Genomic DNA, 16,015 nt, shown 5'->3' with positions numbered 1-16,015 from the left:
TATACTACCAAACGTAGCAGAGTACTTCTCCACCAAGTCCTGCTTTTCTAGCTTCTCTATCAACCATTATTCCTTGGGAAGTTGATATTATTGCTATTCCTAAGCCATTTAATACTCTAGGGATTTCTTCTTTTCTAGAATATACTCTTAGTCCTGGTTTAGAGATTCTCTTTAATCCAGTTATTACTTTTTGATTGTTTGAAACATATTTCAAAGTGATTCTCATCATTGGAACTACTCCATCAGAGTATTCCTCTATATCCTTTATATAACCTTCTTGAAGTAATATATTAGTTATAGCCTTCTTAACTGTTGAAGAAGGAACCTCGACTATTTCATGTCTAACAGCATTTGCGTTTCTTATACGAGTCAGCAAATCTGCAATTGGATCCGTGATAACTCCCATATTCATTGCCTCCTTTCGTTACATTAACCTTTACCAGCTTGCTTTTCTGCATCCAGGTATTTCTCCCTTATGTGCAAGTTCTCTAAAGCAAATACGGCAAATTCCATACTTACTTAAAACCGCATGGGGTCTTCCACATAATCTACATCTTGTATAAGCTCTAGTAGAATACTTAGGTGTTTTTTTCCATTTTTCTATTATTGCTTTACGTGCCACGTTTTCCCCTCCTTAATTACTGAGCAAATGGCATACCAAGGAATCTTAATAACTCTCTTGCTTCCTCGTCTGTCTTTGCACTAGTTACAAATATTATATCCATTCCTCTTACTTTATCAATTTTATCATATTCCACTTCTGGGAATATTAATTGTTCTTTTATTCCTAATGCATAGTTTCCTCTACCATCAAAAGATTTATCTGATATTCCTCTAAAGTCTCTAACTCTTGGTAAAGCTATACTTATTAGTTTATCAGCAAATTCGAACATTTGGCCTTTTCTTAACGTTACTTTACAACCTATTGGCATGTTCTCTCTTAATTTAAAGTTAGCTACAGATTTCTTTGCTTTAGTTAGTATAGGCTTTTGACCAGTTATTAATTGAATATCAGCCATAGCTGAATCTAAAACTTTAGAATTATCTTTTGCCTCTCCGACTCCCATGTTAATAACTATTTTCTCTAACTTTGGAACTTCCATAATATTCTTATATCCAAACTTTTCCATCAAAGCTGGGACTACTTCGTTATCATATTTTTCTTTTAGTCTTGGAATCATCAATTTTACCTCCTTTCAGATCCTAAAATGTTTCTTCACATTTCTTGCAAACTCTTACCTTTGTTCCATCTTCTAATAGCTTATTGCTTATCCTTGTTACAGATTTGCATTTTTTACAATATAACATAACCTTTGAGCTATGTATTGCTATTTCTTCTCTAACTATTCCACCTTGCATATTTTCTTTGCTAGGTTTCTTATGCTTAGATACTATGTTAACTCCTCTAACTAGGACTTTACTCTTTTTAGGTGTAACAGCTATTACTTCACCCGTTTTACCTTTATCTTTTCCGGATATAACCATTACCGTATCACTTTTTCTTACATGAACCTTCATTGTGTTGCCACCTCCCTATCTTATAGAACTTCAGGTGCTAATGATAATATTTTTGTGAAATCTTTTTCTCTTAGCTCCCTAGCAACTGGTCCGAAGATACGTGTTCCTTTTGGCTGTTTATCTTCTTTAATTACAACAGCTGCATTTTCATCAAATCTAATATAAGAACCATCAGCTCTTCTTAAGCCCTTAACTGACCTTACAATTACTGCTTTAACTACTTCACCTTTTTTAACAACTCCACCTGGTGTTGCACTTTTAACGCTAGCAACTATTATATCTCCAATGTTTCCGTATTTTCTTCCGGAACCACCTAAAACTCTAATACACATTATTTCTTTAGCACCAGAATTATCTGCTACCTTAAGCCTGCTTTGTTGCTGTATCATTCAAATATCCTCCTTTCAGTTTAAAGACTACTTTGCCTTTTCAACTATTTCAACAAGTCTCCATCTTTTATCTTTTGATAAAGGTCTTGTTTCCATTATCTGTACTCTATCATTTAAATTTGCTTCATTATTTTCATCATGAGTTTTAAACTTTGTAGTTTTGTTAACTGTTTTTCCGTATAACGGGTGACGTACTTTAGTCTCAACAGCTACAACTATAGTTTTATCCATTTTATCAGAAACAACTCTTCCGACTCTTGTCTTTCTATTTGCTCTTTCCACTGAATTGACCTCCTTTCAAGGTTATTGTTGAATAGACCTTAACTCTTCTTCTCTTAAGATGGTCTTTACTTGGGCTATAGACTTTTTAACTTCTTTAATTCTCATTGGATTTTCTAATTGGCCTGTAGCTAATTGAAACCTTAAATTAAAAAGCTCCCCTTTAAGGTTATCTAGCTTACCTTCTAGTTCTTGGGGTGAGTTTGTTCTTAAATCTTGTAACTCTCTAGCCTTCATTACTTTCACCACCCATTTCCTCAAAATCGCTCCTTGTAACAAACTTAGTTGATATAGGAAGCTTATGTTGAGCAAGTCTCATTGCTTCTCTTGCTACTTCTTCTGAAACACCTGATAATTCAAATAAAACTCTACCTGGCTTAACAACTGCTACCCAATATTCTGGTGAACCTTTACCGGATCCCATACGAGTTTCAGCAGGCTTTTCAGTTATTGGCTTATCTGGGAAAATCTTTATCCAAAGCTTCCCACCTCTTTTAATATATCTAGTGATAGCTATTCTAGCTGCTTCTATTTGATTGCTAGTAATCCAACCGCATTCAGTTGCTTGAATTGCGTAATCTCCGTAAGCTATAAAATTACCTCTTGTAGCTTTACCACGCATTCTACCTTTCTGAACTTTACGATGTTTTACTCTTTTAGGCATTAACATCTCGAATTCCTCCTTTCTTATGCGTTAGCCTCTTCCTTTTTCACTGGAAGAACTTCTCCCTTATAAACCCATACTTTTACTCCAATTTTACCATATGTTGTATTTGCTTCTGCAAATCCATAATCAATGTCTGCTCTTAATGTTTGTAGTGGAATTGTTCCATCATGATAATGTTCTGTTCTAGCTATTTCTGCACCAGCAAGTCTTCCTGCACAATTTATCTTAACACCCTTAGCTCCAGCTCTCATTGATCTTTGAATTGTTTGTTTCATTGCTCTTCTAAAAGAAATTCTTTTCTCAAGTTGTGCTGCTATATTTTCAGACATTAACTGAGCATCTATTTCTGTATTTCTAACTTCAACTATATTAATTAATATATTTTTACCAGTTATAAACTGTTCTAATCCTTTTTTAAGTGTGTCAATTCCTGATCCACCTTTTCCAATGATTACTCCAGGTTTTGCTGTATAAATATTTAATTTAATTCTTTTAGCAGCTCTTTCAATTTCTATCTTTGAAATACCTGCTGCATAGGACTTTGTTTTAACGTAATTTCTGATTTGATTATCTTCTATAAGGTAATCAGCAAAATTTCTCTTATCAGCAAACCATTTCGCATTCCAATCTTTAATTACGCCAACTCTAAAACCATTAGGATTTACTTTTTGTCCCACTATATTTCCCTCCTTTTTTAAGCTATTTCTTTAACAATTACTGTTATATGACTTGATCTTTTATTTATTCTAAATGCTCTTCCTTGAGCATGTGGTTGAAATCTTTTTAATGTTGGTCCAGGTCCCGCATACGCTTCTGAAACTATCAATCTAGAAACATCTAAATTAAGATTATTTTCAGCGTTTGCTACAGCTGACTTTAGAACTTTGTCTATAACTACCGCAGCATCCTTTTGGGTGTATTTTAGTATAGCAAAAGCTTCATTTACATTTTTACCTTTTATTAAGTTTAAAACAATCCCAACTTTCATTGGAGACATTCTCACATATTTAGCTATAGCTTTAGCTTCCATTTCTAATTCCTCCTTTCTCAAGGCTTATCTTACCTTTGATGATTTTTCACTATTAACGTGACCTCTGTAAGTTCTTGTTAATGCGAACTCACCTAGTTTATGTCCTACCATGTCTTCACTAACGAAAACTGGAACATGCTTTCTACCGTCATGAACTGCTATGGTATGACCTATCATTTGTGGAAAAATAGTTGAACTTCTTGACCAAGTCTTTACAACCTTTTTTTCACCAGATTTGTTCATTTCGATTATCTTCTTTAAAAGACTTTCGTGGACAAAAGGTCCTTTTTTTGTTGATCTACTCACTAGATATTCCTCCCTTCAAATGGACACAGTATATCAAAGAGAATATTTCATATTCTCTTTGACTACTTACTGTTTCTTCCTCTTATTATTAATCTGTCTGAATATTTCTTAGTTTTTCTAGTCTTATATCCAAGTGCAGGTTTACCCCATGGTGTAAGTGGTGATGGTCTACCTATTGGTGCTTTACCTTCTCCTCCACCGTGTGGATGGTCACATGGGTTCATAACGGATCCTCTTACTGTAGGTCTCCATCCCATATGTCTTTTTCTTCCTGCCTTACCTATGTTAACATCTTTATGTGCAACATTTGAAACTGTACCTATAGTAGCCTTACACTCAACTCTTACATATCTAACTTCACCACTTGGAAGTCTTAGTGTAGCATAGTTACCTTCTTTAGCCATTAGTTGAGCAGATGATCCTGCTGATCTAACTAATTGAGCTCCTCTTCCAGCATGAAGTTCTATGTTATGAATAACAGTACCTACTGGTATGTTTTTCATTGGAAGGGTGTTCCCTGGTTTAATATCAGATTCTGATCCAGATACTATAACATCTCCAACTTTTATTCCAACTGGAGCGATTATGTATGTCTTTTCTCCATCAGCATATACTATAAGTGCTATGTACGCTGATCTATTTGGATCATACTCAATGCTTGATACCTTTGCTGGTATACCATCTTTGTTTCTTTTGAAATCTATTATTCTATACTTTTGTTTAGCTCCACCGCCTTGGTGTCTAACAGTTATCTTACCATGAGCATTTCTACCCGCTTTTTTACTTTTTGCAACTAAAAGAGACTTTTCAGGTTTATCTGTTGTTATCTCTTCAAATGTTGACATAGTCATTTGTCTCCTTGATGGGGTAGTCGGTCTAAAACTCTTAACTGCCATCTAAATTCCCTCCTTGCTTACGCTTTTCTGGCTTTTTGCCAATACCTGCTTTTTCTTATTGCATTCCGTCAAAGAATTCTATTGTTTTGCTATCTTCTGTTAATTTAACAATAGCCTTTTTGTAGTCTGCTCTCTTTCCTACATGTACGCCTACTCTTTTTGTTTTTCCCATAGTTCTAATGGTCTTTACATCTTCAACTTTAACGCCAAAAACTTCTTCAACAGCTCTCTTTATTTGAGATTTGTTAGCTGATACATGAACGATGAAGGTGTATTTTTTTTCTGCCATAGATGTCATGCTTTTTTCTGTTATAACAGGTTTTCTTATTATATCATGACTTGTTAACTTCATTATGCGTACACCTCCTCAATCTTAGACAAAGCGTCCTTAGTTATAATAACTTTTTCGTATTTCAATAAATCATACACATTAATGTTGTTTACTGGGATTACGCTTACTCCCTCAATATTTCTTGAAGATTTATATATTACTTCATTTGACTCTGAAGTAATTATTAATGCTTTCTTAGCCTCAAACGCATTAAGCATTTTAACTATTTCTTTTGTTTTTGGAGCATCTAGGCTTAAGCTCTCTAACACTATCATTTCATTGTCTTGAACCTTGCTTGTTAAAGCAGATTTCATAGCAACTTTTCTCATTGTCTTAGGAACTGAAACTCTGTAATCTCTTGGCTTTGGTGCAAATACGATTCCTCCATGTATCCATTGAGGTGCTCTTATTGAACCCTGTCTAGCTCTACCTGTTCCTTTTTGTCTCCAAGGCTTTATTCCGCCTCCTGAAACTTCTGCTCTTGTCTTAGCTGATTGTGTTCCTTGTCTTTTATTTGCAAGTAACGCAACAACTACTTGGTGCATTGCATATTCATTAACTTCTACTCCAAATACGCTATCTGATAATTGGAAATCTCCAACCTTTTTACCTTCTACATTAAATAATCCTACTTTAGGCATTCTACTTCCTCCTTTCTTCCAAAGAATTAAGCCTTAACGGAATTTCTTATTACAACCATTCCCTTGTTTGGTCCTGGTATTCCACCTTTAATCAATATTACATTTTTCTCTGGCATTATTTTAACAACTTGAAGATTTAATACTGTTGTATTAACATTCCCCATATGTCCTGGCAATCTTTTGTTTTTAAATGTTCTTGATGGATCTGATGATGCTCCCATAGACCCTACTGCTCTATGGAACTTAGAACCATGGGACATAGGTCCTCTATGTGCGTTCCATCTCTTAATTGTTCCTTGGAACCCCTTACCTTTAGAAATACCACTTATATCAACTTTGTCTCCTTCTTCGAAGGTATCAACTTTGATTTCTTGGCCCATTTCATATCCACTGCAGTCCTCTAATCTAAATTCTCTTACAAATCTTTTAAATGGAGCACCCGCTTTAGTAAATTGTCCTTTTCTTGGTTTGTTCACTAACTTTTCTCTTATTTCTCCAAAACCTACTTGTATAGCATCATATCCATCTTTTTCTGTAGTCTTCTTTTGAAGTACTACATTTGGAGTTGCTTCAACAACAGTTACTGGAACTATTTTACCATTAGCATCAAATATTTGTGTCATGCCAATTTTTTTACCCATTATTGCTTTTTTCATTACCTTACACCTCCTAAACATATTAGCGGATCACCGATTTAAGTAGCAATCATAATAGTTCGTAATAGTTATCTATTACGCGTACACCATATGTACGTTATAGTTTAATTTCTATATCCACACCTGCTGGTAAATCTAACCTCATTAAGGCGTCTACAGTCTTTGGTGATGGATTCAATATGTCTATCAATCTTTTGTGAGTTCTAATTTCGAACTGTTCTCTAGCATCTTTATACTTATGAACTGCTCTTAGTACTGTTATAATATCTTTTTCTGTAGGTAGTGGCACTGGGCCTGCTACTTGAGCTCCTGTAGACTTTGCAGTTTCTACAATCTTCTCTGCTGATTGATCTAATATCTTGTGATCAAAAGCCTTCAATCTTATTCTGATTTTTTGTTTTGCCATTTTATTTCCCTCCTTTTCATGTACGTATTACTTCTAACGCACAACAGCGGACCTTCTGTAAACTGCTCCGGGTGTTTCTTAATTTCACACTTTTCACCTAACAGTTCAAGCAATTCCGTCGCTGGGTTCTTAGACCCTAACATACTCAACAAGAATTCCCCGGAAGTCCAGCAACCTCTTGTCTCATCGCTGTTATAGCTTTACAACTACTTTATTATACTATATCTAGTTTGAAGTTACAAGCATTTTTATTCATTTATTTTGTAGTATTGACATATACTTTGATGTTTAATCCGCTACTTAAAGTATACTTTTTAATGCACTTAAAGTATTATATATTTAATTTCAAAGTATTGCAACAGTAAAGATTAAAATAGCTCATTTATTTTATTATTAGTTTTAATAATACACGTATCTTTAATAAAATAAAAAGTGGATAAGATCGTCACCTTATCCACTTAAAACCAATCGATTGATTTTCTAATTTTATAATTATTTTGTTATTGTAGTAACAACTCCTGATCCAACTGTTCTTCCGCCTTCTCTTATAGCAAATCTTAAACCTTCATCCATAGCTACTGGATTAATTAGTTCAACATTCATATCTATATGGTCTCCAGGCATTACCATTTCCATTCCATCTGGTAATTTGATTGATCCTGTTACATCTGTTGTTCTGAAATAAAATTGTGGTCTGTATCCATCAAAGAATGGTGTATGTCTTCCGCCTTCTTCTTTTTTAAGTACATATACTTGACCTACAAACTTGTTGTGTGGGTTTACACTACCTGGTTTTGCAAGTACTTGACCTCTTTCTATTTCTGCTCTTTGTATTCCTCTTAATAGAACTCCTACATTATCCCCTGCCATTGCTTGGTCTAGTAACTTTCTAAACATTTCTACTCCTGTTACTACTACCTTTCTCTTGTCTTCAGATAATCCTACTAATTCTACTTCTTCTCCAACTTTTAAAACTCCAGTTTCAACTCTTCCTGTTGCAACTGTTCCTCTACCTGTTATTGTAAATACATCTTCTACTGGCATTAAGAACGGTTTGTCAGTTGCTCTTTCTGGTGTTGGAATATAGCTATCTATTGCATCCATTAAGTCTAATATAGGCTTAATTGCTACTTCATCTGTTGGGTTTTCTAATGCTTTTAATGCTGATCCTGCTACTATTGGTGTATCGTCTCCTGGGAAATCATACTCACTTAATAGTTCTCTAACTTCCATCTCAACTAATTCTAATAATTCTGGATCATCTACCATATCTGCCTTGTTTAAGAATACTACTATATAACCAACACCTACTCTAGATGCTAATAATATATGTTCTCTTGTTTGTGGCATTGGGCCATCTGCTGCTGATACAACTAAGATAGCTCCATCCATTTGTGCTGCACCTGTAATCATATTCTTTACATAGTCAGCGTGACCTGGACAGTCCACATGTGCATAATGTCTATTTTCTGTTTCATATTCTACGTGAGAAGTATTGATTGTTATTCCTCTTTCCTTCTCCTCTGGTGCCTTATCTATTTGGTCATACTTAAATGCTTCTGCAAATCCTCTATTAGCTAATACTGATGTTATAGCTGCTGTTAATGTTGTCTTACCGTGGTCCACGTGACCTATTGTTCCAATATTAACGTGCGGTTTACTTCTTTCAAACTTTGCTTTTGACATTTGTAAATTCCTCCTTGCTATTAAAGACATATTTTATTTTATTATTTTTTACCTACTACTTGTTCTTGTATGCTCTTTGGCACTTCTTCGTAATGATCAAACTCCATGCTATAAGTACCTCTACCTTGTGTCTTTGATCTAAGTGTTGTAGCATATCCAAACATTTCTGAAAGCGGAACAAATGCGTTGATAACTTGAGCGCCTGCTCTAGCTTCCATACTCTCAATTTTTCCTCTTCTAGAGTTTACGTCCCCTATAACATCTCCCATGTATTCTTCAGCTACAACAACTTCAACTTTCATTGCTGGCTCAAGTAATACTGGATCTGCTTTAGCCATAGCATTTTTAAATGCCATAGATCCTGCTATTTTAAATGCCATTTCTGAGGAGTCAACATCATGATATGATCCATCAACTAGTCTTACTTTAAAGTTTATAACTGGATATCCAGATAAAACACCACTATCCGATGCTTCTTTAATTCCATTATCTATTGCTGGTATATATTCTCTTGGAATAGATCCTCCAACGATAGCATTTTCGAATACATATTCACCTTCATTTGGTATCATCTCAATCCAACAATGACCATACTGACCACGTCCACCAGATTGTCTAACAAACTTACCTTCAGCTTTAACAGCTTTTCTGATAGTTTCTTTGTAAGCAACTTGTGGCTTACCAACATTACACTCAACTTTAAACTCTCTTTGAAGTCTATCTACTATAATTTCAAGGTGAAGTTCACCCATACCTGCTATAATAACTTGACCTGTTTCTTGATCAGTAAAAGTTTTGAATGTTGGATCTTCTTCTGCAAGCTTTGAAAGCGCTAATCCCATCTTTTCTTGACTAGCTTTAGTTTTAGGCTCAATAGCTACAGATATAACTGGTTCTGGGAAGTCCATAGTTTCAAGTATAATAGGATCATTTTCACTACATAGAGTATCTCCTGTAGTTGTATCTTTAAGTCCAACAACTGCACCTAAATCTCCTGCATATAACTCGTCAACTTCTTCTCTATGATTTGCATGCATTCTAACAAGTCTTCCGACTCTTTCTCTTTTTCCCTTTGTTGAGTTTAATACATATGTACCACTCTTCATTGTTCCAGAGTAAATTCTTGTAAATGCTAATCTACCTACAAATGGGTCTGTTGCTATTTTAAATGCTAGTGCAGAAAGTGGTTCAGCTTCATCAGCTTTTCTTTCTATTTCACCTTCACCATCTACTTCAACACCCTTTACTGCTGGTATATCTAAAGGTGATGGCATATATGCAACAGCAGCGTCTATCATTTCTTGAACACCTTTGTTTTTATATGATGATCCACAAATAACTGGGATTATTTGATTGTCAATAGTAGCTTTTCTTAAAGCTACATTTATTTCATCTTCAGTTATTTCTTCCCCATCTAGATATTTAATCATTAATTCTTCATCGCATTCTGCAATGGCTTCAAGCATAGCTAATCTATACTCTTCTGCCTTTTCTTTTAATTCTGCTGGTATTTCACCTTCTTCGATTTCAGTTCCTAAATCGTTCTTGTGAACTATTCCAATCATCTTTACAAGATCAACCATTCCCATAAATTCTGATTCTTGACCTATTGGTATTTGAATTGGTACTGCATTTGCTTTAAGTCTATCTCTTATAGAGTTTAAACAGGTGTAGAAGTCTGCTCCAACAGCATCCATCTTATTTACATATATCATTCTTGGTACACCATACTTATCTGCCTGTCTCCAAACAGTTTCAGTTTGTGGTTCTACACCACTCTTAGCGTCAAGAACTGTTACAGCTCCATCAAGAACTCTAAGTGATCTTTCAACCTCAACTGTGAAGTCTACGTGGCCTGGTGTATCAATTATGTTTATCTCATAGCCTTTCCAGTGGCAGGTAGTAGCTGCTGAAGTAATTGTTATACCTCTTTCTTGTTCTTGAACCATCCAGTCCATTGTAGCTGCACCTTCATGAGTTTCACCTATTTTATGTGTTTTTCCTGTGTAAAATAAAATACGCTCAGTTGTTGTAGTTTTACCCGCATCGATATGAGCCATTATTCCTATATTACGGTACTTTTCTAACGCAAATTGTCTTGGCACTATATATTCCTCCTCTCAGCATATAATCTGAGTAAATTAGTAATTAAATCTGATAAAACTGTTTTGGCAAAAGCCAAAACAGTTTTATGTTAATATCTGTAATGAGCGAATGCTTTATTAGCTTCAGCCATCTTATGTGTTTCTTCTCTTTTCTTAACTGCAGCGCCTGTATTGTTGGAAGCATCGATTAGCTCATTTGCTAATCTTTCCCTCATGTATTTTTCTCCTCTTTTTCTAGAAGCGATCAACAACCATCTTATTCCCAATGTTTGTCTTCTCTCTGGTCTTACTTCCATTGGTACTTGGTAAGTAGCACCACCTATTCTTCTAGCTTTAACTTCTAGTAACGGCATTATATTAGCCATAGCTGTTTCAAAAACTTCCAAAGCATCTTTTTCTGTTTTCTCTGCAATTATATCAAATGCATCGTAGCAAATTTGTTGTGCTACTCCTCTTTTACCATCTAACATTATGCTGTTTATAAGCTTTGTAACAACTTCACTGTTGTACAAAGGGTCTAGTAAAACTTCTCTTTTTCCTATATGTCCTTTTCTTGGCACTTTTCTTCCCTCCTTAACATAAATATTTAAGCTCATTGGTACTCGGCTTTACGCCGCAAAGTGCTCTGTTCTCCGGAATCTATATAAACTTACGTTTATAAATCTATGTAAACACGAAGACATAGCACCAGATTCAAGCAAAATTACTTTTGCTTTGGTCTCTTAGCCCCATACTTTGATCTACTTTGCATTCTGTTAGCTACACCTGCTGAGTCTAAAGCGCCTCTCACAATATGATATCTAACACCTGGAAGGTCTTTTACTCTTCCACCTCTGATTAAAACAACACTATGCTCTTGTAGATTGTGTCCTATTCCTGGAATGTATGCAGATACTTCGTAACCATTTGTCAATCTAACTCTTGCAACTTTTCTAAGTGCGGAGTTAGGCTTCTTTGGTGTAGTAGTTTTAACTACTGTGCATACACCTCTTTTTTGTGGACAGTTTTTTAAAGCTGGTGATCCAGATTTAGTTGCTGTTGTCTTTCTGCCTTTTCTTACTAATTGGCTAATTGTTGGCATGTTTTCACCTCCTATATTTTAAAAAGTAATTTTGGTATTCTATTAAAATTAAGATAATAGCTAATTAATTATTCTTTTAGGATTAAAGTAGCCGCTGATCCTACTTCTATACCACACATCTTACCTAAATATTTCATTGTGGCAATATATTCTATTTCTATGTTTTTTTCTTCAGCTATGCTAACTATAGGTATCGTAATTTTTGAATCTGCATCTTCTGCTACATATAGCTTTAACCCTTGGTCGTTATTTAATGCTTTTGTAACTTGCTTTATGCCTACGACCTTTTTTCCTAAAAGTCTGTCTATCATGAGGTTTACCTCCTTGAAATTTAAAATTAAACCCGGAGTGAAGTCTAGACCTCACTCCGAAAAACTCATGTAAACAAATTAAATATAATATTTAAAATATCCTTGTTATAAAATCACACAAGCTATATTTTATCATTTTCATTATGTCATGTCAATAAAATTAATTAATCTTCTAAAGTATTAACATGCTCTTTTTCTTCTACATCAGTTTCTGTGTTTAATCTTATTGATCCATATCTACTCATGCCTGTACCAGCAGGTATAAGTTTACCTATAATTACATTTTCTTTAAGTCCTAGTAACGGATCAATTTTACCTTTTATAGCTGCATCAGTTAAAACTCTTGTAGTTTCTTGGAAGGATGCTGCTGATAAGAAAGAGTCTGTAGCTAAAGCTGCTTTTGTAATTCCAAGAAGCACTTGATCTCCCTTAGCTTCTTCTAACTTAGCTTTTTTAACTCTTTCATTTTCTTCTATAAAATCAAATATATCTATCATAGTTCCTTGTAAAAGGTCTGTATCACCTGGTTCTAATACCTTAACCTTCCTAGTCATTTGTCTTACTACAACTTCAAGATGTTTATCATTTATATCAACACCTTGCAATCTATATACCTTTTGAACTTCTGACAATAAATATTCTCTAACTCCTTCAAGTCCTTTAATTCTCATAACATCATGTGGATTTACTGATCCTTCTGTTATTTCATCTCCAGCCTCAATTGAGTCTCCATTACTAACTTTCATTCTTGAACCAAATGGAATTTCATAAGTAATTTCTTCACCTGATTCTGTAACTATAATTATTGTTCTCTTTTTCTTTGTTTCTTCCATTTTAACTGTACCTGATACTTCTGATACTGTAGCTAATCCTTTTGGTTTTCTGGCTTCAAATAGCTCTTCTACTCTTGGAAGTCCTTGAGTTATATCAGCTCCTGCAACTCCACCTGTATGGAAGGTTCTCATTGTAAGCTGTGTACCTGGCTCACCAATAGATTGAGCTGCTATTATACCCACAGCCTCACCTATAGTTATTTTTTGTCCAGTCGCCATATTCATACCATAACAAGTAGCGCAAACTCCTACTTTACAATCACAACTAAATACCGATCTTATCTTTACCTTCTTAATTCCAGCTTTTTGTACTTTTCCTGCTATTTCAGCAGTCATATAAGTATGATTTTTAACTATAACCTTAGAAGTTTTTGGATCTATAATATCTTCTGCTGAATATCTTCCAGTTAATCTTTCTTTCAACTCTTCTATAGGTTCGTTTCCTACTTTAATTTCGGATACGTATATTCCATCTTTAGTTCCACAATCTTGATGTCTTACTATTACATCCTGGCTAACATCAACAAGTCTCCTTGTAAGATATCCTGAGTCAGCTGTTTTAAGAGCAGTATCAGCATTACCCTTTCTAGCTCCATGAGTTGATATGAAATATTCTAATACATCTAAACCTTCCCTAAAAGAAGCTTTAATTGGAAGTTCTATAATTTTACCGGATGGGTTAGCCATAAGACCTCTCATACCCGCTAACTGCTTTATCTGACTTTTAGAGCCTCTGGCTCCAGAATCGGCCATCATAAATATTGGATTAAATCTATCCAAATTATCCATTAGAGCATTAGCTACATCTTCGGTAGTTTTAGTCCACTTATCTATAACTCTTTCGTATCTTTCTTCTTCAGATATAAATCCTCTTTTATACATTTTCTCAATTTTTTTAACAGTTTCTTCTGCTTCTTTAAGCAAATCAGCCTTTTTCTCAGGAACAACCATATCTGATACCGAAACAGTAATAGCTCCAATAGTAGAATAATGATATCCTTTTGCTTTAATTTCATCTAACATTACTGATGTTTGGGTTGGTCCATGAACTGTATAACAATTTTCAACTATACGTCCAAGAGCCTTTTTATCTATTAAGAAGTCAACTTCAAGTTTAAACAAGTTTTCTTCTAAAGTTCTATCTACAAAGCCTAAATCTTGAGGTATGGATTCGTTAAATATAAGTTTACCAACAGAAGTATCTATTATTCCTTGCTTAATCTCGCCATTAATTTCTTTAGTCATCCTAACTTTTATCTTAGCATGTAAAGAAATATCTTTAACTTCATAAGCCATAATAGCCTCTTCTGGTGATATGAATATCTTTCCTTCACCTATTTCTCCATCTTTATCTAAACTTAAATAATAAGAACCTAAAATCATATCTTGAGTAGGAACTGATACTGGCTTACCATCTGATGGTTTCAAGATGTTACCAGCAGCAAGCATTAAAAATCTTGCTTCTGCTTGAGCTTCAACGGAAAGAGGTACATGCACTGCCATTTGATCTCCATCAAAGTCAGCGTTATACGCTGTACACACTAAAGGATGAAGTTTTATAGCTCTACCTTCAACTAGCACAGGTTGGAAAGCTTGAATTCCTAATCTATGTAGTGTAGGCGCACGGTTTAATAACACTGGATGATCGGAAATAACTTCTTCTAGTACATCCCATACCTGCGGCATTACTCTTTCTACCATTCTTTTAGCACTTTTTATATTGTGTGCCAAAGAATTTTCAACTAGTTTTTTCATAACGAAAGGTTTGAAAAGTTCTAGCGCCATTTCTTTTGGCAAACCACATTGATACATTTTAAGTTCAGGTCCAACAACAATAACTGATCTTCCAGAATAGTCAACACGCTTACCTAGTAAGTTTTGTCTAAATCTACCCTGTTTTCCTTTAAGCATATCAGATAAAGATTTAAGTGGCCTGTTTCCAGGACCTGTTACTGGCCTACCTCTTCTACCATTATCTATCAATGCATCTACAGCTTCTTGAAGCATTCTTTTTTCATTTCTAACTATTATATTAGGTGCTCCTAAATCTAATAGTTTCTTTAATCTATTATTTCTATTTATAACCCTTCTGTATAAATCATTTAAATCAGAAGTTGCAAATCTTCCACCATCTAATTGAACCATAGGTCTTAGATCTGGTGGTATTACAGGTATTACCCCTATAATCATCCAAACTGGCTTATTTCCTGACTTTTTAAATGATTCCATAACTTCAAGTCTTCTTATTATTCTTATCTTCTTTTGTCCTGTACTATTCTTTAAATCTTCTTTTAAATCCACAGTTGATTTTACTAAATCAATTTCTTCTAATAAAACTTTTATAGATTCTGCTCCCATACCTGCTGTGAAGCTTTCCTCACCATATTTATCTATAGCTTCTCTATATTCTTTTTCATTAAGAAGCTGTTTCTTTAAAAGAGGTGTGTCTTTAGGATCTAAAACAATATAAGATGCAAAGTATAAAACTTTTTCAAGGGATCTAGGAGACATATCTAGCATTAAGCCCATACGGGAAGGTATTCCTTTAAAATACCAAATATGGGATACTGGGGCTGCAAGTTCTATATGCCCCATTCTCTCACGTCTTACTTTAGATTTTGTGACTTCAACTCCGCATCTATCACAAACTATCCCCTTATATCTTACTCTCTTATATTTTCCACAATGGCATTCCCAATCTTTTGTTGGTCCAAATATTCTTTCACAAAATAGACCATCTCTTTCAGGTTTCAATGTTCTATAATTTATTGTTTCTGGTTTTTTAACTTCCCCTCTAGACCATTCTCGTATCTGCTCTGGAGAAGCTAAACTTATTTGCATGGCATCAAAATTATTTAATTCAATCAAGGGTAATCCTCC

22 protein-coding genes are annotated in these 16,015 nt (G+C 34.5%); all 22 read right to left on the bottom strand.

Annotated features, from left to right (window positions below):
• Positions 1-4 precede the first annotated feature (4 nt).
• The 22 genes from rpsH to rpoC all read right to left on the bottom strand — a co-directional run bounded on the left by rpsH (position 5) and on the right by rpoC (position 16,003).
• The gene (rpsH, locus tag BD821_RS05905; protein ID WP_084170487.1) at positions 5-406 is read right to left on the bottom strand and encodes a 30S ribosomal protein S8; all 402 of its coding nucleotides are present in this window, start codon (positions 404-406) and stop codon (positions 5-7) included.
• 30 nt (positions 407-436) lie between these two features.
• Positions 437-622 (bottom strand): type Z 30S ribosomal protein S14, encoded by a 186-nt coding sequence (locus tag BD821_RS05900; protein WP_029451399.1) that lies wholly within the window; start codon positions 620-622, stop codon positions 437-439.
• Between the two features lie 16 nt (positions 623-638).
• Positions 639-1,181, bottom strand: coding sequence for a 50S ribosomal protein L5 (rplE, locus tag BD821_RS05895; RefSeq protein ID WP_029451400.1), 543 nt, complete (start codon positions 1,179-1,181; stop codon positions 639-641).
• A gap of 22 nt (positions 1,182-1,203) precedes the next feature.
• Positions 1,204-1,518, bottom strand: coding sequence for a 50S ribosomal protein L24 (rplX, locus tag BD821_RS05890; protein WP_104409708.1), 315 nt, complete (start codon positions 1,516-1,518; stop codon positions 1,204-1,206).
• Positions 1,519-1,538: 20 nt separating this feature from the next.
• Entirely contained in the window at positions 1,539-1,907 is a 369-nt protein-coding gene (gene rplN, locus BD821_RS05885; RefSeq protein WP_029451402.1) for a 50S ribosomal protein L14, read from the bottom strand.
• Between the two features lie 27 nt (positions 1,908-1,934).
• Positions 1,935-2,189, bottom strand: coding sequence for a 30S ribosomal protein S17 (rpsQ, locus tag BD821_RS05880; RefSeq protein WP_029451404.1), 255 nt, complete (start codon positions 2,187-2,189; stop codon positions 1,935-1,937).
• Positions 2,190-2,210: 21 nt separating this feature from the next.
• Complete coding sequence (rpmC, locus tag BD821_RS05875; protein ID WP_029451405.1) at positions 2,211-2,423, bottom strand: 50S ribosomal protein L29; 213 nt, start codon at positions 2,421-2,423, stop codon at positions 2,211-2,213.
• On the bottom strand, positions 2,413-2,856 hold the full coding sequence (gene rplP / locus BD821_RS05870) for a 50S ribosomal protein L16 (protein ID WP_104409707.1): 444 nt from the start codon (positions 2,854-2,856) through the stop codon (positions 2,413-2,415). Before rplP ends, rpmC begins: the two co-directional genes overlap by 11 nt.
• A gap of 17 nt (positions 2,857-2,873) precedes the next feature.
• On the bottom strand, positions 2,874-3,530 hold the full coding sequence (rpsC, locus tag BD821_RS05865) for a 30S ribosomal protein S3 (protein ID WP_029451407.1): 657 nt from the start codon (positions 3,528-3,530) through the stop codon (positions 2,874-2,876).
• A 17-nt stretch (positions 3,531-3,547) separates the two neighbouring features.
• The gene (gene rplV, locus BD821_RS05860; protein ID WP_029451408.1) at positions 3,548-3,883 is read right to left on the bottom strand and encodes a 50S ribosomal protein L22; all 336 of its coding nucleotides are present in this window, start codon (positions 3,881-3,883) and stop codon (positions 3,548-3,550) included.
• A 24-nt stretch (positions 3,884-3,907) separates the two neighbouring features.
• Positions 3,908-4,189, bottom strand: coding sequence for a 30S ribosomal protein S19 (gene rpsS, locus BD821_RS05855; protein WP_029451409.1), 282 nt, complete (start codon positions 4,187-4,189; stop codon positions 3,908-3,910).
• 62 nt (positions 4,190-4,251) lie between these two features.
• On the bottom strand, positions 4,252-5,085 hold the full coding sequence (gene rplB / locus BD821_RS05850; RefSeq protein ID WP_104409706.1) for a 50S ribosomal protein L2: 834 nt from the start codon (positions 5,083-5,085) through the stop codon (positions 4,252-4,254).
• 55 nt (positions 5,086-5,140) lie between these two features.
• Entirely contained in the window at positions 5,141-5,437 is a 297-nt protein-coding gene (gene rplW / locus BD821_RS05845) for a 50S ribosomal protein L23 (protein WP_029451412.1), read from the bottom strand.
• Complete coding sequence (gene rplD, locus BD821_RS05840) at positions 5,437-6,057, bottom strand: 50S ribosomal protein L4 (RefSeq protein ID WP_029451413.1); 621 nt, start codon at positions 6,055-6,057, stop codon at positions 5,437-5,439. Before rplD ends, rplW begins: the two co-directional genes overlap by 1 nt.
• Before the next feature lie 26 nt (positions 6,058-6,083).
• Positions 6,084-6,713: a 50S ribosomal protein L3 gene (gene rplC, locus BD821_RS05835; RefSeq protein WP_029451414.1), complete on the bottom strand. Its 630-nt coding sequence runs from the start codon at positions 6,711-6,713 to the stop codon at positions 6,084-6,086.
• A gap of 97 nt (positions 6,714-6,810) precedes the next feature.
• On the bottom strand, positions 6,811-7,119 hold the full coding sequence (gene rpsJ, locus BD821_RS05830; RefSeq protein WP_029451415.1) for a 30S ribosomal protein S10: 309 nt from the start codon (positions 7,117-7,119) through the stop codon (positions 6,811-6,813).
• 492 nt (positions 7,120-7,611) lie between these two features.
• Positions 7,612-8,805 carry an elongation factor Tu gene (gene tuf / locus BD821_RS05825; protein ID WP_104409705.1) on the bottom strand — a complete coding sequence of 398 codons (1,194 nt, stop codon included), beginning with the start codon at positions 8,803-8,805 and terminating at the stop codon, positions 7,612-7,614.
• 41 nt (positions 8,806-8,846) lie between these two features.
• Positions 8,847-10,910 carry an elongation factor G gene (gene fusA, locus BD821_RS05820; protein ID WP_104409704.1) on the bottom strand — a complete coding sequence of 688 codons (2,064 nt, stop codon included), beginning with the start codon at positions 10,908-10,910 and terminating at the stop codon, positions 8,847-8,849.
• 89 nt (positions 10,911-10,999) lie between these two features.
• Positions 11,000-11,470, bottom strand: coding sequence for a 30S ribosomal protein S7 (gene rpsG, locus BD821_RS05815; protein ID WP_029451419.1), 471 nt, complete (start codon positions 11,468-11,470; stop codon positions 11,000-11,002).
• A gap of 143 nt (positions 11,471-11,613) precedes the next feature.
• Positions 11,614-11,991, bottom strand: coding sequence for a 30S ribosomal protein S12 (gene rpsL, locus BD821_RS05810; protein WP_104409703.1), 378 nt, complete (start codon positions 11,989-11,991; stop codon positions 11,614-11,616).
• Positions 11,992-12,059: 68 nt separating this feature from the next.
• A complete protein-coding gene (locus BD821_RS05805) occupies positions 12,060-12,302 on the bottom strand; it encodes a ribosomal L7Ae/L30e/S12e/Gadd45 family protein (RefSeq protein WP_104409702.1) in 243 nt (80 codons plus the stop codon).
• Between the two features lie 164 nt (positions 12,303-12,466).
• The gene (rpoC, locus tag BD821_RS05800) at positions 12,467-16,003 is read right to left on the bottom strand and encodes a DNA-directed RNA polymerase subunit beta' (RefSeq protein WP_104409701.1); all 3,537 of its coding nucleotides are present in this window, start codon (positions 16,001-16,003) and stop codon (positions 12,467-12,469) included.
• Positions 16,004-16,015: the final 12 nt, after the last annotated feature.

The organism is Clostridium algidicarnis DSM 15099 (genome assembly GCF_002934235.1).
Classification (GTDB): Bacteria; Bacillota; Clostridia; order Clostridiales; family Clostridiaceae; genus Clostridium_L; species Clostridium_L algidicarnis.
This window is presented reverse-complemented; position numbering and strand designations above follow the sequence as displayed.